Annotated in this window: 17 protein-coding genes; 5 read left to right on the top strand and 12 right to left on the bottom strand. The window is 46.1% G+C overall.

Annotated features, from left to right (window positions below; genetic code table 11):
* The first annotated feature begins 27 nt into the window (after positions 1 to 27).
* The 3 genes from odhB to ACY2IG_RS09770 all read left to right on the top strand — a co-directional run bounded on the left by odhB (position 28) and on the right by ACY2IG_RS09770 (position 3010).
* Entirely contained in the window at positions 28 to 1284 is a 1257-nt protein-coding gene (odhB, locus tag ACY2IG_RS09780; RefSeq protein WP_462617831.1) for a 2-oxoglutarate dehydrogenase complex dihydrolipoyllysine-residue succinyltransferase, read from the top strand.
* Positions 1285 to 1440: 156 nt separating this feature from the next.
* The gene (locus ACY2IG_RS09775; protein WP_462618721.1) at positions 1441 to 2346 is read left to right on the top strand and encodes a glycerophosphodiester phosphodiesterase; all 906 of its coding nucleotides are present in this window, start codon (positions 1441 to 1443) and stop codon (positions 2344 to 2346) included.
* Positions 2347 to 2566: 220 nt separating this feature from the next.
* Positions 2567 to 3010 (top strand): Rrf2 family transcriptional regulator, encoded by a 444-nt coding sequence (locus tag ACY2IG_RS09770; RefSeq protein WP_035407421.1) that lies wholly within the window; start codon positions 2567 to 2569, stop codon positions 3008 to 3010.
* A gap of 54 nt (positions 3011 to 3064) precedes the next feature.
* Here the strand turns inward: ACY2IG_RS09770 and mnhG are convergent, their stop codons facing one another.
* Genes mnhG through ACY2IG_RS09735 form a run of 7 tightly spaced genes read right to left on the bottom strand, consistent with a single transcriptional unit; the run spans position 3065 to position 8852 of the window.
* Positions 3065 to 3439, bottom strand: a complete 375-nt coding sequence (gene mnhG, locus ACY2IG_RS09765) for a monovalent cation/H(+) antiporter subunit G (RefSeq protein ID WP_035407423.1) — start codon at positions 3437 to 3439, stop codon at positions 3065 to 3067.
* On the bottom strand, positions 3423 to 3659 hold the full coding sequence (locus tag ACY2IG_RS09760; RefSeq protein ID WP_369792030.1) for a Na(+)/H(+) antiporter subunit F1: 237 nt from the start codon (positions 3657 to 3659) through the stop codon (positions 3423 to 3425). The genes mnhG and ACY2IG_RS09760 overlap by 17 nt, the downstream gene beginning before the upstream one ends.
* A 47-nt stretch (positions 3660 to 3706) precedes the next feature.
* Entirely contained in the window at positions 3707 to 4183 is a 477-nt protein-coding gene (locus tag ACY2IG_RS09755) for a Na+/H+ antiporter subunit E (protein ID WP_308101697.1), read from the bottom strand.
* A gap of 3 nt (positions 4184 to 4186) precedes the next feature.
* Complete coding sequence (locus tag ACY2IG_RS09750) at positions 4187 to 5674, bottom strand: Na+/H+ antiporter subunit D (RefSeq protein ID WP_462617830.1); 1488 nt, start codon at positions 5672 to 5674, stop codon at positions 4187 to 4189.
* The gene (locus ACY2IG_RS09745; RefSeq protein ID WP_023468540.1) at positions 5667 to 6008 is read right to left on the bottom strand and encodes a Na(+)/H(+) antiporter subunit C; all 342 of its coding nucleotides are present in this window, start codon (positions 6006 to 6008) and stop codon (positions 5667 to 5669) included. Before ACY2IG_RS09745 ends, ACY2IG_RS09750 begins: the two co-directional genes overlap by 8 nt.
* A 1-nt stretch (position 6009) precedes the next feature.
* Positions 6010 to 6450: a Na(+)/H(+) antiporter subunit B gene (locus tag ACY2IG_RS09740; protein ID WP_462617829.1), complete on the bottom strand. Its 441-nt coding sequence runs from the start codon at positions 6448 to 6450 to the stop codon at positions 6010 to 6012.
* Positions 6447 to 8852 (bottom strand): Na+/H+ antiporter subunit A, encoded by a 2406-nt coding sequence (locus ACY2IG_RS09735; protein WP_462617828.1) that lies wholly within the window; start codon positions 8850 to 8852, stop codon positions 6447 to 6449. Before ACY2IG_RS09735 ends, ACY2IG_RS09740 begins: the two co-directional genes overlap by 4 nt.
* Positions 8853 to 9209: 357 nt before the next feature.
* Here ACY2IG_RS09735 and ACY2IG_RS09730 point away from each other — a divergent pair, with 357 nt between their 5' ends.
* Positions 9210 to 9461, top strand: a complete 252-nt coding sequence (locus ACY2IG_RS09730; RefSeq protein WP_056062056.1) for a hypothetical protein — start codon at positions 9210 to 9212, stop codon at positions 9459 to 9461.
* A gap of 39 nt (positions 9462 to 9500) precedes the next feature.
* On the opposite strand, the gene ACY2IG_RS09725 is transcribed toward ACY2IG_RS09730, so the two are convergent.
* Together ACY2IG_RS09725 and ACY2IG_RS09720 are read right to left on the bottom strand one after the other, a co-directional pair.
* On the bottom strand, positions 9501 to 9794 hold the full coding sequence (locus ACY2IG_RS09725) for a hypothetical protein (RefSeq protein WP_035407444.1): 294 nt from the start codon (positions 9792 to 9794) through the stop codon (positions 9501 to 9503).
* 243 nt (positions 9795 to 10037) lie between these two features.
* The gene (locus ACY2IG_RS09720; RefSeq protein ID WP_308101692.1) at positions 10038 to 10751 is read right to left on the bottom strand and encodes a YebC/PmpR family DNA-binding transcriptional regulator; all 714 of its coding nucleotides are present in this window, start codon (positions 10749 to 10751) and stop codon (positions 10038 to 10040) included.
* Positions 10752 to 10960: 209 nt separating this feature from the next.
* Between ACY2IG_RS09720 and ACY2IG_RS09715 the strand changes: the two genes are divergently transcribed.
* Positions 10961 to 12733 carry a glycoside hydrolase family 13 protein gene (locus ACY2IG_RS09715; RefSeq protein WP_462617827.1) on the top strand — a complete coding sequence of 591 codons (1773 nt, stop codon included), beginning with the start codon at positions 10961 to 10963 and terminating at the stop codon, positions 12731 to 12733.
* A gap of 55 nt (positions 12734 to 12788) precedes the next feature.
* On the opposite strand, the gene ACY2IG_RS09710 is transcribed toward ACY2IG_RS09715, so the two are convergent.
* The 3 genes from ACY2IG_RS09710 to serC are packed head-to-tail and all read right to left on the bottom strand — an operon-like array spanning position 12789 to position 16228.
* Entirely contained in the window at positions 12789 to 13991 is a 1203-nt protein-coding gene (locus ACY2IG_RS09710) for a DUF1015 domain-containing protein (RefSeq protein WP_462617826.1), read from the bottom strand.
* 14 nt (positions 13992 to 14005) lie between these two features.
* Positions 14006 to 15163 carry a phosphoglycerate dehydrogenase gene (locus ACY2IG_RS09705; protein WP_056062043.1) on the bottom strand — a complete coding sequence of 386 codons (1158 nt, stop codon included), beginning with the start codon at positions 15161 to 15163 and terminating at the stop codon, positions 14006 to 14008.
* A complete protein-coding gene (gene serC / locus ACY2IG_RS09700; protein ID WP_329468650.1) occupies positions 15164 to 16228 on the bottom strand; it encodes a 3-phosphoserine/phosphohydroxythreonine transaminase in 1065 nt (354 codons plus the stop codon). It abuts the gene before it with no gap.
* Positions 16229 to 16343: the final 115 nt, after the last annotated feature.

Here is a 16343-nt window from a genome sequence, read left to right as displayed (position 1 = left end):
AGAAACGAGTCATAGGGGGAGAATACGATGGAAATCAAAGTACCAGAACTTGCCGAATCAATTACTGAAGGAACGGTGGCATCTTGGTTAAAACAACCAGGTGATCACGTGGAAAAAGGGGAAGCCATCGTTGAGCTCGAGACAGATAAGGTCAACATCGAAGTACCGTCAGATGAAGCGGGTACGTTAACGGAAGTAATGGCTGCTGAGGGAGATACAGTCCGCGTCGGGGAAACGATTGCTGTCATCTCTGCTGGTGGCGAAGCTTCAAAACCGGCTGCAACAGAAACAGCACAAGAAACTCCAAAAGAGACACCAAAAGCAGAAGAAAAAGCGGAACAACCAGTGGCTGCAGTAGCGACGGAAAGTACATCCGTTGCAGATCGTCCGATTGCTTCACCTGCTGCCCGTAAATTGGCTCGTGAAAAAGGAATTGATTTAGCACAAGTGGCGACGCAAGATCCACTTGGTCGGATCCGTGTCCAAGATGTCGCGACGTTTGAAGTAGCGCCACGTGAACAAGCAAAACCTGCTCCTACGAAGCCTGCTGCGCCGACACCAGCTCAAGCGGCTGCTCCTGGGAAACCAGAAGAGCGAATCAAGATGTCACGTCGCCGGAAGACGATTGCGAATCGCCTTGTTGAAGTTCAACAAACGGCAGCGATGTTGACGACATTCAATGAAATCGATATGTCTGCTGTCATGGCGCTCCGTAAACGCCGTCAAGAAAAGTTCGTTAAAGAAAACGAAGTTAAACTCGGCTTCATGTCATTCTTTACGAAAGCAGCAGTCGCAGCACTCAAAAAGATGCCATACTTGAATGCTGAGATTCAAGGCGATGAAATCGTCCTGAAGAAATTCTATGATATCGGCATTGCCGTCTCAGCACCAGACGGTCTCGTTGTTCCAGTCGTTCGTGATGCGGACAAAAAGAACTTCGCTGAAATTGAAAAGGACATCATTCAATTAGCGGTCAAAGCGCGTGATAATAAACTTGGTCTATCTGACTTAACGGGTGGTACGTTCACAATCACGAATGGTGGTACGTTCGGTTCACTCATGTCGACGCCGATCTTAAACGGTCCACAAGTCGCGATTCTCGGCATGCACGCAATCAACCTGCGCCCTATTGCCATTGATGCAGAACGCATGGAAAATCGTCCGATGATGTATGTTGCTCTCTCTTACGATCACCGGATCGTGGATGGAAAAGAAGCTGTTACGTTCTTGAAACACATTAAAGATCTTCTTGAAGATCCAGAGTCATTGATTTTCGAAGCGTAATCATTAAAAGACCCGTTTTAGATGCGGGTCTTTTTTCTATGGAATGATATCGTTTTGTCATCAAATCAAGAAATGACGTTAACAGCTTCTCTATATCATCTTCATACAAATAATTTAAGATAAGTGTTGTAAGAATATTTCAAGGGGGAATAGATGATGCTGAAACAAATCGGATTGACGATGGTAGCGGGAGCCGTATTAAGTACAGGACTTCCGACAGAAGATGTCGGTGCACAATCAAAAGGCAAATCGTTACTCGATTCAAATCGAATCATTAACGTTGCTCATCGTGGAGCTTCAGGTTATGCGCCGGAGCATACGATGCCAGCTTACGAAATGGGACATAAGAAATTTAAAGCAGATTACATCGAAATTGATTTACAGATGACAAAAGACGGTCATTTGATTGCGATGCATGACGAAACCGTCGATCGGACGACGAACGGAACGGGTGCTGTCAAAGAGAAGACATTAGCTCAAATCAAGAAACTTGATGCGGGTAGTTGGTTTAATAAAGCAAATCCAACACTCGCTAAAAAATCATATGTAGGATTAAAAGTTCCTACACTCCAAGAAGTCGTGAATAAGTACGGGAAACATGCGAATTACTACATTGAGACGAAGTCCCCTGAAGTATATCCAGGAATGGAAAAGAAATTACTCGATTTATTGAAACGGAACGGATTGTCTAGTGATCGTGTGAAATCAGGACAAGTCTTGATTCAGTCGTTTAGTGCAGAAAGTCTTCAAAAAGTCAGATCCATCGATTCAAAAGTCCCGTTGATTCAATTGATGGAAGCAAAGGAGGTGTCTTCCTTAACCGACACGAAATTAAAGGAAATCCGTAAGTACGCAGTTGGAGTCGGTCCTTCATATAAAGCATTGACACGTGAAAATGTTAAAGCAATTCGTCAACAGGGCTTGCTGTTGCATCCGTATACAGTAAATGAAAAAGTCGAAATGGTTCGCTTGCTTGACTATGGTATTACAGGTGTCTTCACGAACTACGCGGATCGCTTTAATGCAGTCATTAAAGAATCGTCCAAAAAAATTTCAAAATAATTCAAAGAGTGATTCCTCGTTTCGAATGCGAAATAAGGAATTGCTCTTTTTTGATAAAAACTCGTATTTCAAATCCAATATTTCCTTCCATACGTAATCTGTGTAGAGCATGATGACAAATTCGAATTATGAGATGAATAGTGAGACAAAACTATGTAGTCGTTAGAGTGTTTCATGTTACGATAACAGTGCAGTTTTGGGAAGGAATGGAGTGAGGATTGTGAGAATTACACAGTATACGGATTATGGTTTACGCGTGTTGATGTATCTCGGTGTGCACCGGGATGTTATCACACCAATGCCGCAGATTGCCCAGCATTATGGCATCTCATCCAACCATTTAATGAAAGTGACACAACAGTTAGCGAAACTTGGATATGTCGAATCAACGAGAGGTCGCTCAGGGGGACTCCGTTTGATTCGTGATCCAAAGGACATTAACATCGGAAAAGTCGTTCGTGAAATGGAACCGATGGATATCGTTGAATGTTTCGGAAGCAACGGTCATTGTGTCATCGAACCGGGGTGTCGATTAAAAGGTGTGCTTGGGCGAGCATTGCGAGCCTTTATCCGAGAACTGGAACAGCATACACTAGAAGAGTTGCTTGATAATCGTGATGAGTTGGCGCTCTTATTTGCTGCTTCACCCTTACAGCGTTCCTAATCAAAAACCCTCGTTTCCGTAAGCGGAAGCGAGGGTTTTGTCATGTCGATATACTCACATGTCATCTTGGCGTTTCTTCGGTTCCACATGTTCTTTATTCTTAGACAGGTCGTCACGGACAGACGATTTCCATAATGGCACGTCGCTATAGTAAGCAGCACGCGCAATTAAATGTCCACCAATCGGTGCCGTGATGAGTACGAATAGGATACCAAGCACGACACGAGAGGAGAAAAATCCATCTTCAGTGACGAAATAAATAATGACGCCGATCAAAATCGACATGACGCCTAATGTCGCACTTTTAGATGCGGCATGCGCACGCGTATAGACATCGGGTAAGCGGATCAAACCGAGCGCGGTAACGAGACTAAATCCCATACCGAGCAAGGCAAAGACCGCGACGATCCATTCATTGATTGCGATCACGTTCGATGATCTCTCCTTTCTCGATATATTTTGAAAAGGCAACCGTACCGATGAAGGCGAGTATACCAATCAAAAGAATGACTTCGAGGTAGTCGCTCGTCCGTAAGATGATTGAGACAAGACCAACGATTGAAATCAAGCTGATACCAATCGAATCTAAGGCGATGACACGATCCGCAACACTTGGACCTTTAATGACACGGTAAAATAGACCAAGCATCGAGAGGAAGACACCCCCGAGTGCGATATAGATTAAAATATCGAACATCACCGACTCACCTCCAGAATGGCTTTCTCAAAACTATCGCGAATCGATGCGACGGCTTCGTCGACTTCTGGCATATGGAGCGCATGAATATAGAGTGTCTTATTATCGTCTGAGATATCGACGACAAGTGTTCCAGGTGTCAAGGTAATCAGCATCGATAACAATGTGACTTGCCACGGTTGATCGAGTTCCGTGTCATAGGCAAAGATACCAGGCTGAATATCTAACTTCGGCTTTAAGATGATTTTTAGGACATCGATGTTCGCTACGACAAGTTCATAGAGAAAGCGGAAAAACAACAAGACGAGTGCGACGACAGGTCCGAGATAAAAACGACCCTTAAAGCCGCGACGGAAAGCGAACATCGCAATCAGACCTAATGCATAGCCGATGACGAAACCGGAGGCCGAGAAATTATTCGCAAGAAACATCCACAAGAAAGCAAGAAATAAGTTGAGCAAGACTTGAAATGCCATGAATTAACGACCTCCTTTGAGTACGGCATCGATATAGAGCGTTGGATTCGTCAGAGGTTCAACGGCTTGTTGAATCAGTGGACGCATCGCCTCAGCGCCTAAGCCATAGAGGACGCTAAGCGCAACTAAGGCAATCGCAGGTGCAAGCAGTCGAGAAACGAGCGCTTGCTTCTCACCTGAGTACGGTTTGGGTGTCCCCCAAAAAGCACGCATGAACAGTTGGACGACCGAATACAAGACGAGCAGACTGGATAGTAGAACGATGATCGGTCCGACCAATTCACTAGCTTCAATGCCGCCACGAACAATCAAGAACTTCCCGATGAACCCACTAAGCGGTGGAATGCCGGCAAGCGATAACGCTGCGATGAAGAATGTCCAACCGAGTACAGGATAGGATTTGATCATACCACCCATATCCTTCAGTTTACTCGAACCTGCAATCCCGACCATGATACCGACGAGTAAGAACAACGCGGCTTTGATCACCATATCGTGAAGCAGGTAGAAAATCGCTCCTTCTAGTGCTTGTGGTGTCATAAGGGAAACCCCATATAAGATGACCCCAACTGCGACGATGATGTTGTAAATGATGATCTGTTTCGCATCCCGTGTCGCTAACGCACCAATCACACCGATGATGATTGTACTAAGGGCAAGGACACTTAAGATTTGATGAATTGTTCCGATCTCGTTTGAGAAGAACAAGCTATACGTCCGTAAAATTCCATATACCCCGACCTTCGTCAACAAGGCACCGAACAAGGCAAGAACAGGTGTCGGTGGTACTTGATAAGAACCAGGTAACCAGAAGTAGAGTGGGAAAATCGCGCCTTTTAATCCGAAAACGATCAGGAACAACAAGGCGATGACGTTTAGAATCGCTGGTTGTCCAATCTCTGTGATCTTCTGACTGATGTCCGCCATGCTGAGTGAACCGATGATCCCGTATAAGAAAGCGACCGTCATGACGAATAACGCGGACGAGATGACGTTAATCAAAAGATACTTGAGCGATTCTCGTAATTGGGCCGGTTTTCCACCGAGAACGATTAAGACATAAGACGAAATCAGGAAGACTTCGAAAAAGACGAACATGTTAAAAATATCACCTGTCGTGAACGCACCGTTGACCCCAACGAGCAGGAACTGTATGGCAATGAAATAGTAGTACCGTTGATAGGCGTCGCTCAAGTAGGCGATGGCATACCAGATGATACAAAGGACGAGGATGCTCGTCGCCGTGACGAGTAGGGCAGACAGCATATCAGAGACAAGTGTAATCCCGAAAGGTGCTGGCCAGCTACCGAGTGTGACGGTTAAAATGCCATTCGAACGGACGGTCATCACTAGATAGATGGAAGCACAGACAGTTAAAATCGTCGAAATGATGGAAACGATCCGTTGTCCTTTGAGGTATCGCGGGAAAAACATCAAGATGACACCGGTCAACAAAGGAATGATGATCGGTAATAGCGGTAAGTTAATCATTCGAATCGGTTCCTTTCATCTCTTCGATATTATCGGTCCCGAGCTCTTGATAAGCGCGATACGCAAGCACCAAGAAAAAGGCAGTGACACCAAAGCTGATGACGATGGCGGTCAAGACGAGTGCTTGCGGTAGTGGATCCGTATAGGAAGTCACGCCGTCCTTTAAGACCGGAGCCGCGCCTCGTTTTAATCCACCCATCGTCATGACGAGCAGATGGGCAGCGTGACTGAGCAGTCCTGTTCCGATGATGATACGAAGAATACTTTTTGAAAGAATGAGATAAATGGCACACATCGTCAGGATGCCTGCGGCGATCGCCATGATGATTTCCATATTATTCACTCTCCCCAATCGTTTGAATAATCGTCATCGTCACACCGACGACGACAAGATAAACGCCAAGATCGAACAACATCGCGGTGTGTAGCGATGTCTTACCGAACAACGGTAGGTTAAAATAGTCATGGGCATGTGTAAAGAACGGTACGTTAAAGATAAGCGCTCCTGAAGCCGTCAGTACGGCAATCAACATGCCAAGCGCCGTGATCCATTTATAATCAAATGGCAAAATCCGGCGCAACGTCTTGATATCATAAGCAAGTAAGATCAAGACGAGAGCAGACGCCGTCACGAGACCACCAATGAAACCGCCACCTGGTGTATAGTGCCCGGCGAAAAACAAGTAGACAGCAAACAGGAAGATGACGAACGTGATAAAGGAAGTTGCTGACTCTAAGATGACGTCATTCGTATGCTTTTTTGCCTGCTTTTTCATTTATCCATCCCTCCTGTTCGTCTGAATTTAATCATCGTGTAAATACCGATTCCGGCAAGTGCGAGAACGGCAATCTCAAACAACGTATCGAAGCCACGGAAGTCGACAAGAATGACGTTGACCATATTACCGCCAGCGGCAAGATCAGCGACATTATCGATGTAATACTTGGCGATTGAAGTAAACGATCGTTGGCTAAGAGAAGCAAGTGCAACAAGGGTCACTGTCAATCCGACGAGTGCCGAAATCAAGGCGTTGCCGAGCTTGAACGGAATTCGCTCTTCTTTCCGGCTGATTTCCGGTAAATGATAGAAAACGAGTAGGAATAGAGCGACCGATACTGTCTCGATGACGAGTTGCGTCAAGGCAAGGTCTGGAGCTCGGAACAAGACGAAGAACAGAGCAACCGTATAACCTGTCACACCGAGTAAGATGATCGATGTCAGCCGCGATCGTGCAAAAGTGATTGAGAGAGCACTTGAGACAAGAACGAGCGCGAGAATGATCTCGTACGCATGAATCGAGCTAATTGAGTCTACCGCGAAGCGGAAAGCGTCGAACCCGTATAGTGCTGTCAAAATCAAGATGACAATGAATCCGAAGATGTAGATGAGATACGACCGCATGTATCCGGTCATGACCGTATCATGGATCTTTGTCGAGGTCTGTTCACCACGGCGTAACAAAGCGTCATATTGATGATTCAAGGAGACTGCACGAGGCATCCGATTATAGAGCGACTGCCAGCGTGGGAGTGTCTTATACAAGATGAACCCGACTGTAAAGATGAGTAACGTCAGGAAAAATTCTGGTTGGAATCCATGCCACATCGTAATGTGCACATCAATCTTCCCACCCGCATCAACGACTTGAGGTAAGATCGCTTCGACTGCTGGTCGAATCAACGTATTCGACAATATATTCGGGAAAAGTCCGATGATGACGACGAGCGAGACAAGGACGAGTGGTGGGATCAACATACCAATCGGTGCCTCATGGGGTGTTTTCGGCAACTGGTCGTCTTGGCGTTTACCGAAGAAGGTTCTCCGGACGATCAAGAGACTGTAGACGAATGTAAAAATGCTTCCGACGACGGCGAGAACAGGAATGATCCATCCGTAAGACGGTAAGTGGAACAAGTCTGATCCTGATACTTGAAGAACACCCGTCAAGAACATCTCTTTACTTAAGAAACCATTGAACGGCGGAATTCCAGCCATCGAAAGGGTCCCGATCATTGCGATCGTCATCGAGATCGGCATCAATTGCGCAAGACCACCGAGCTTCCGAATGTCGCGAGTACCAGTCTCGTGATCGACGATTCCCGCCATCATGAAGAGACTGCCTTTAAACGTCGCGTGGTTGATCAGGTGGAAGATTGCAGCAACTGTTGCAATCGTGTACAGTCCATCGTCTAACGCGTCGACGTGCAGGGCGGCGGCCCCGAGTCCAAGTAAGGACATGATTAATCCAAGCTGAGAAATCGTCGAGTAGGCGAGAATCCCTTTTAAATCATGTTGTTTCACCGCATTGAGTGAACCCCAGAATAAGGTGAATATTCCGACAGATGAGACGAGGTAAAACCAAAGCGACTCACCTGCGAAAATCGGACTGAAGCGAGCGACAAGATACAATCCTGCCTTGACCATCGTTGCCGAGTGCAAGTAGGCACTGACAGGGGTCGGTGCTTCCATCGCATCCGGTAACCAGATATGGAACGGAAATTGAGCAGATTTTGTGAATGCCGCTAGCAAGAACAAAACAAGGGCGACCGTAAAGAAGGGTTCACCTTGAATCGACTCAAGCGACGCATAGGTCTCACGAATACTTAACGATCCACTGAGTGTAGAGAGAATCGCAATTCCCCCAAGCATCGCTAGTCCACCGAAGACGGTGATGAGCATCGATTTTTGAGCACCGTAACGAGAACGTTCCCGCTCGTACCAGTAGGCGATCAATAAGAACGACGAAATCGACGTTAATTCCCAAAACAGATAGAGGACGATCATGTTATCTGACAGTACGACCCCAAGCATGGCGGTCATGAACATCAATAAATAGACATAAAATGTACCGAGTGCTTCTTTTTTCGCATCTAAATAAAAAATGGAATAGAGAACGACGAGTGTGCCGATTCCTGTGATTAATAATGCGAACAATAAGCCGAGTCCGTCGAGATACGTGACGAAATCGATTCCAAGCGATGGTATCCACGGCATCCGTGCCGTAAAGGTCTCACCTGACATCGTACCAGGGAGAAAGTGGCTGAAATACGAAACGAGCAGTACAGGTACTACAAGTACAAACCAACCAGTATGAATGTTCGGAAGGCGTTTCGCTAGAAGCGGAATGAAAAGACTGATCAATATGGGCAGTAGAATAGCCCCGTGCATCACGGACACGAAATTCCCTCCTTTGTGACATCGACGACCAAAAATGAAAAAGGGACGCGAACGCAAGCTGTTGAAGCTCGGAACTGTCCAGTAGAAAACACGATTCATTTTGTTCGTCGAAGATGTTTCTGAATCAAGTATAGCGTACTTTTTTCCTTCTTGCATGACGTGAAGCATTGAAGCATAAGGGATAGAGCCATTTTCTCTCTTGATTATTAAATATGTAGGAACACGGCAGAAATAGGTTGAAATTTTTTTTTTGTTTTTTTCAAAAACACGTTGATCCATGCGAAGAATGATTCAAAATCAAGTAACCCGGGTACATCTATCTAGAGCACGACTAATGATCATAGAGGGGGAACTTTCATGAGAGCAACATTCAAGACAGGTGTCATTTTAGGTGGTTTAGCGGCGATTGCGACAATCGCCTATCAACAATACCAACAACGAAAAACGACGTCTAACGATATTGATCATCGACCAAGCGTCGACGCGAAACGCGATCCGGCTGAAGTCGGACTGACACAGCTTGATTCCATTCATCGGGCAGATTGGCAAGCGAATGGATTCCCACAAACGCACGCAGAACTCGAACGCTTAGAACGAGAAGAAAACTAAAAAACACGTCTCTCGCATGAGAGGCGTGTTTTTTGATCATCAAGCACTCGTTGTGACAAGGGCACGTGTCCGTTCACTGTGTGCGGTATAAGAAGAGAGATGTTCGAACTGATAAAGCGTTAAGGTTGCTGTACGACGCTGTCCAGTGCTAGATTCGAGCATCAAATAAGCCTCATTAAAATCAGTGCCACCACCGTCATAGCGGATATGTGCCGTAATCGTTCGTCCATCCGTCGTCTGCATATAAATATCGTAACCTCCGAAATCAACACGTTTGAAACGGGTCGCCTCGCTTACGATGTGCTTAAATGTTTCAATTAAAGAATATGTCATCGTTCGTTCCTCCCTTTATTTCTTCAAAACAAGATAAGTTATAATTAACTCCGAATATTACTGTTCCCATAAAATTGAAGAAATAAACATCACAAATGAATCTTTTTTTATTCTTGTTATGAAACGCGTTTCATACTTTATGATGATAGACGGTGCGTGACCGATTACGGGCGTTAACCGATATAGAAACTGTATAATCAAAAAGACAAGGGGATGGTTACGACCATCCCCTTGTCTTTTTGATTATAACTCTACGTTATGGTAGACCTGTTGTACATCCTCAAGATCTTCAAGTGCATCGATCATTTTCTCGAATTGTGCAACGTCGTCCTCAGATAACACGACTTCGTTTTGAGCGAGCATGACGAGTTCGGCAAGCGAGAATTCGGTGATTCCTGCAGCTTTCAACGCTTCTTGCACAGCATGGAATTGTTCTGGCTCGGCGTAGATGATGACAGAATCGTCTTCTTCGAGGATGTCGCGAACATCGATATCCGCTTCCATCATCAATTCGAGCACGTCATCCGCAGATTTTCCTTCAAACGCAAAGATAGCAGTCGCATCGAACATGTAAGCAACGGATCCACTAACGCCCATGTTTCCGCCATTTTTCCCAAATGCAGCACGCACGTCAGAAGCCGTCCGGTTGACGTTGTTCGTCAATGTTTCGACGATGACCATTGAACCGCTTGGACCAAATCCTTCATAACGAAGTACATCATAGTTTTCTTCCGCTCCACCTTTTGCTTTTTCAATCGCTCGATCAACGATGGCACGGGGAACGTTATATGTCTTCGCTCGTTCGAGTACGACCTTTAACGCTTGGTTAGATTCTGGATCTGGTTCGCCTTGTTTTGCCGCTACATAAATCTCACGACCGAACTTTGCGTAGATCCGACTCGTATTTTTGTCTTTTGATGCCTTTTTTTCCTTAATGTTATTCCATTTACGACCCATTTCGTATCCACTCTCTTTCCGTAATGTCAGAAATCCATGATTTCTTATGCGTTATCAGTATACCTTAAACTACCTGATAGACTGAACTAAAATGTCGGTCGAACAGTTGAATTTCTACTAAATGCGTTTAAGTGATGCGGAAGAAAGGAACTTTACCGATAGAGAAATATCAATTAGAGAAATATCAATTTAAGGGAGAGTGACAGTATTTGAACCAGGCTGGAGTAGTTCATCGCGCATTATCACCATTCGTTTATGCCTATGATCAAGAGACCGTTCATATTAGACTCATGACGGCTAAAGACGATATTGAAAAAGTTGAATTGATATATGGTGATCCTTATGAATGGGAAGCGGAAAAAGAAGAAGACCGAGATTGGAATTTTGATCCGGAGAAAGAAAAATCCTGGAAAGTGCAACAGAAGTCGATGCAATACAATGGAAGTGACGCGACGTATGACTATTGGTTCATTGCAATCCGTCCAGAACGAAAGCGGGTACGATATGGGTTCGAGGTTCATGGCGAAACCACAGCCGTTTTGACCGAACGCGGTTGGTATGACGAAGCGCCACTCGATCATCCGGGCTATTATTTTTCTGTTCCATATGTTCATGCGACGGACGTCTTTGATACACCGGATTGGGTAAAAGATACGGTCTGGTATCAAATTTTCCCAGAACGATTCGCAAATGGTGATCCAACGAACGATCCAGCGGGAGCGAAGGAGTGGGGAAGTGAAGCACCAGCTTTTCAGAATTTCTTCGGTGGAGATTTTCAAGGGGTCATCGATCACGTCGATCATTTACAACGTCTCGGCGTCACCGGTGTCTACTTCTGTCCAATCTTTGAAGCACCATCGAATCATAAATACGATACGCTTGATTACTTAAAGCTTGATCCTGCCTTTGGTGACGAGAAAACATTCCGCAAGATGATAGATGTGCTACATGAGAATGGTATCCGCGTATTACTCGATGCCGTCTTTAATCATATTAGTGAAGATCACCCCGCATTTCAGGATGTATTAGAAAAGGGACAAGACTCAAAATATGTCAACTGGTTCACGATTGACTCCTTCCCGGTCGATCCATCAATCCCGAACTATGAAGTGTTTGCATTTGAACGGAACATGCCAAAGTTGAACACCGCTCATCCAGACGTCAAACAATATTTGCTTCATGTCGGACGTTATTGGGTTGAGGAATTCGGAATCGACGGCTGGCGTCTGGATGTTGCAAGTGAAGTCGATCATGCGTTTTGGCGTGAGTTTCGAAAGGAAGTCCGGGCTGCGAACGGAACGTGTTATATCGTCGGCGAATGTTGGACGGATTCACAACCGTGGTTACTCGGCGATCAATTCGATGCCGTCATGAATTACGGTTTGACAGAGAGCTTCCTGACTTGTTTTGCGACGGGCGAGACCAGCGTTCGTGATTTCTCGTATGCGGTCAGCCGGAATTTAAACTGGCATTCTCAAAATGTCAACGAGGTCATGTTCAATTTGATTGATTCGCATGATACGCCGCGTGCTTTAACGCGTGCGAAGGGGAATATCGAGCGGATGAAATTGCTCTTCACTATACTGTTGACGTTTCCGGGTACGCCTGTCATCTATTATGGTGATGAAATTGGAATGATGGGCGGACAAGACCCGGCCAACCGAGCATGCATGGAATGGGATGAGACGAAGCAGAACCGTGAGTTGTTCGATCACGCTGCACAGTTGATCGCTCTTCGAAAACAGCATCCGGTTTTAGCAAATGCCGGAACGTATCATTTCCAAAGGATCGATGATACAAAACAGACATTTGTCGTCGAGCGACGTCAAGGCGAAAATATTTACTTGCTCGTAGTCAACTTAAGTGAAGAAGAACAATCTCTTTCATTTGAAGGGACGTATGAAAGTCTGTTAGATGCAACGACGTTGTCGGGAACTATTCAAGTAGAAGCTGTGTCGGCTCTTCTTTTACGACACGTTTAAGAAAAAGCAAGTCGCGGATACGATATCCACGACTTGCTTTTTTAGTGCGTGTGCATTACGAATCAAACGGATGGATCAGTAAACCACTCCGAAGCTTCGGTTCGAACCAAGTCGACTTCGGCGGCATTACTTCTCCCGCATCAGCCACAGCCATTAAATCTTCGATCGAAGTCGGATGCAAGTGAAAAGCGACCGCGGCATGTCCGGAATCCACGATTTGCTCAAGACCGGCATACCCCTTATGACCACCGACGAACTGGATACGTGCGTCCGTCCGTGGATCTTCGATACCGAGTAACGGTGTCAACAACTCTTCTTGTAAAATCGACACGTCGAGATTCGCTTTCGTCCCTGTTCGTTCAGAATCGTACGAAAGGGTATACCATTGCCGGTTGAGATACATCTCGATTTGGTGACGTTTTGTTTGTTCGGCACGTCCTTTTGTGATCGTAAAGCGATGGGCTAATCGCTCAATGAAATCAACGACGGATTGACCGTACAAATCTTCAACGACCCGATGATAGCCGAGGATTCGTAATTGTTCCTGCGGAAAGGAGACACCAAGGAAGCGTTGGGCTTCTTCCTGATCCGTCCGACTAGCAGCGACGGCTGCCGCTGCAGCACGATGGTGACCATCAGCGATATAGAGGGCGTCGTGGCGCGCGAACTGGCTTCCGATCGTCAACAGATGATGGCGATCGATGACTTTAAAAATTCGGTGTGTGATTCCATCGACAGTAAAGTCGTATAGAGAATCACCTGCAGTAATCGTCGAGACGATTTCTTGAAGCTGGGCATCCGTTTGATGGGCAAGTAAAATCGGTCCCGTATGAGCATTTAGATGTTCGACATGTCGGACACGATCGCGCTCTTTGTCCGGACGCGTGAACTCATGTTTACGAATTTGATTCGTTTCATAATCGTTAACGGAAACACATCCGACGAAACCGGATTGGATATGTGTCCCGTCAGACAGTTGATAAATGTAATACGTCTCGTCCGTGTCGAGCTGTAAGATGCCGTTTGTTTGACTCTCTTCGAAGGCAAGAGCTGCTTGCTGATAAACGCGTGGATCATCTTCAGCGATTAATGACGGAAGCGTGGCTTCTGCTTTATCGATCCGTAAAAAAGACAGCGGATGACGACGAATCTCAGATCGTGCTTCATCGCGAGAATAAACATCATACGGTAAGGCGGCAAAGTCTGCTGCATATTTTGAATCCGGTCGTAACGCCGCAAAAGGTTCAAACGTTGGCATGGGGATCACTCCTTTTAAAGTAGACGTGTTTTCAAGACGCCAGGAATCTGATTCAGTCGGTCGAGCGAAATCAACTCATCCGCATGGTTATCGATATCGATGATCGTATAGGCAATAGCATCTTTGCTACCATTGATCATATTCGCGATATTGATCGACTCTTGTGCTAACACGGAGGCGATTTGACCGACCATATTCGGAATGTTATGGTGAGCAATCGTAATCCGTCGTTTTCCGGTGAACGGTAACTCGACAGCAGGGAAATTGACAGCATTACGGATGTTTCCTGTCTCAAGGAACAGACGCAGTTGATCGACCGCCATGATGGCACAGTTTTCCTCCGCTTCACTCGTTGATGCCCCGATATGTGGCAAAGCGATGACCCGTGGAAGGGACAAGATGAAGGCATTCGGGAAATCCGTCACATAATTGGCCAGACGACCAGACCGGAGTACATCGGCTAACGCTTGTTCATCGACGAGTTCGCCACGAGAGAAGTTAAGCAAAGTCGCGCCGTGTTTCATCTTCGACAAGAGTGATGCATCGAGTAAACCTGTCGTTGCGTCAACGAGCGGAAGATGCAAGGTGATGTAGTCGCTTGTCGCGAGCAGATCCTCGAGCTGTGTTGCCCGCTGAATCTGATTTGAGACGCGCCAAGCGGACTCAACGGACATATGTGGATCATAGCCTGTAACGGTCATGCCAAGCTCATGGAGAGTGTTGGCTAAGTTCGCGCCGATTGCTCCAAGTCCTACGATTCCGATTCGTTTCCCAAGCAACTCCGTTCCGACAAATTGTTTTTTGTTCGCTTCAATCCGCTCCGGAATATCCGGTCCGCGTAAGTTGTTCGTCCAAAGCAGACTAGGGACGAGCTTTCGCGCCGTCAGGAATAAACTGCCGATGACTAGTTCCTTGACGGCATTTGCATTAGCGCCTGGTGTCGAAAAGACGGGAATCCCGCGGTTCGCAAGTTGATCGAGTGGAATCGTATTGACGCCGACGCCAGCTCGGGCGACGGCTTTAAGACTGTCCGGAAAGCGCATGTCATGTAAATCCTTGCTGCGGACGAGAAAGGCGTCTGGCTGCTCCGTTTCTCGCTGGACGTGATAGTCGTCTGTGAATCGTTTTAATCCTTTATCCGATAGATCATTCCATAGTTGGACTTGATACATTTAACGTTCCCCCTGTTCAAAACGGTGCATGATGTGAATCAGTGCCGTAACCCCTTCGGTCGGCATCGCATTGTAAAGACTCGCGCGCATTCCACCAATCGAACGATGACCGGCAAGATTGATTAGATCGTGACGCGCAGCGAAGGTCAAGAAAGCAGCGTCTTCCGTCTCACTTCCGGTCGAAAATGGAATGTTCATCCGGCTTCGATCCTTGATGGCTACATGGTTATGAAATAGATCGGATTGATCAATTGCTTCATATAACATGCGCGCTTGTGAGACGTTTCTTGCCTCAATCGTCTCGAGTCCCGTCTCTTCAATCCAATCGAGTACTAATTTCGTCATGTAAAGACTGAATGTCGGCGGTGTATTATACAAAGACCGTTGTTTTGCATGAATGTCATACCGTAAATAGGTACCAATCGTATCCGGAACACGATCAAGTAGCTCATTTTTTACAATGACAACCGTCAAACCGGCGACGCCAAGGTTTTTTTGAGCACCGGCGTACAACACATCAAATGCCTCGACTGGCAAAGATTCAGACAAAATGGAAGAAGAAACGTCGGCGACGAGTGACGCATCGACGTGAGGCGGTGTGTGATACGTCGTTCCTTCGAGCGTGTTGTTCCAAGTGATGTGCAAATAGTCGGCTGATGACGCGAACGGACCTTCTGGGATGAAGCGATAACCGTGATCAGCAGAAGAGGCGAGGACATTAACCGTCGCATACTGTTTGGCATCCGTAATTGCTTTGGTCGACCAGCCACCGGTATCGATGAAATCAATCCGTCCGGTCTTCGTCGCTAAATTTTGGGGTAACATCGCGAACTGAAGTGTAGCTCCACCTTGAAGAAACAAGACGGAGTACGTATCAGGAATCGACATGAGCCTTCGCAATGATTGTTCGGCTGCATCTCGAATCGATTCGAAGATTGGCGAACGATGACTCATTTCAAGAACCGATTGTCCTGAATTTTCATAATTAAGTAGCTCGGATTGAGCCTTCATTAAGACCGGGGCAGGAAGGACTGCAGGACCGGCAGAAAAGTTATAAACCGTCATGGGATACACTCCTTCTTGAATTTTCAGAAAATATGTACCACTCAAGTGTAACGGAATGAAAAATGAGAAGCAATTCTAACTAACGATGAATGGAAAATGAAAACAAAAACATCTC

Source organism: Exiguobacterium sp. EF_C8 (assembly GCF_054956715.1).
This window is presented reverse-complemented; position numbering and strand designations above follow the sequence as displayed.

Coding starts and splice junctions, on each gene's coding strand:
- odhB (WP_462617831.1), top strand. CDS start 28: ATGGAAATCAAAGTACCAGAACTTGCCGAATCAATTACTGAAGGAACG.
- ACY2IG_RS09775 (WP_462618721.1), top strand. CDS start 1,441: ATGCTGAAACAAATCGGATTGACGATGGTAGCGGGAGCCGTATTAAGT.
- ACY2IG_RS09760 (WP_369792030.1), bottom strand. CDS start 3,659: ATGCTTGGTCTATTTTACCGTGTCATTAAAGGTCCAAGTGTTGCGGAT.
- ACY2IG_RS09755 (WP_308101697.1), bottom strand. CDS start 4,183: ATGGCATTTCAAGTCTTGCTCAACTTATTTCTTGCTTTCTTGTGGATG.
- ACY2IG_RS09750 (WP_462617830.1), bottom strand. CDS start 5,674: ATGATTAACTTACCGCTATTACCGATCATCATTCCTTTGTTGACCGGT.
- ACY2IG_RS09745 (WP_023468540.1), bottom strand. CDS start 6,008: ATGGAAATCATCATGGCGATCGCCGCAGGCATCCTGACGATGTGTGCC.
- ACY2IG_RS09740 (WP_462617829.1), bottom strand. CDS start 6,450: ATGAAAAAGCAGGCAAAAAAGCATACGAATGACGTCATCTTAGAGTCA.
- ACY2IG_RS09730 (WP_056062056.1), top strand. CDS start 9,210: ATGAGAGCAACATTCAAGACAGGTGTCATTTTAGGTGGTTTAGCGGCG.
- ACY2IG_RS09725 (WP_035407444.1), bottom strand. CDS start 9,794: ATGACATATTCTTTAATTGAAACATTTAAGCACATCGTAAGCGAGGCG.
- ACY2IG_RS09720 (WP_308101692.1), bottom strand. CDS start 10,751: ATGGGTCGTAAATGGAATAACATTAAGGAAAAAAAGGCATCAAAAGAC.
- ACY2IG_RS09710 (WP_462617826.1), bottom strand. CDS start 13,991: ATGCCAACGTTTGAACCTTTTGCGGCGTTACGACCGGATTCAAAATAT.
- ACY2IG_RS09705 (WP_056062043.1), bottom strand. CDS start 15,163: ATGTATCAAGTCCAACTATGGAATGATCTATCGGATAAAGGATTAAAA.
- serC (WP_329468650.1), bottom strand. CDS start 16,228: ATGACGGTTTATAACTTTTCTGCCGGTCCTGCAGTCCTTCCTGCCCCG.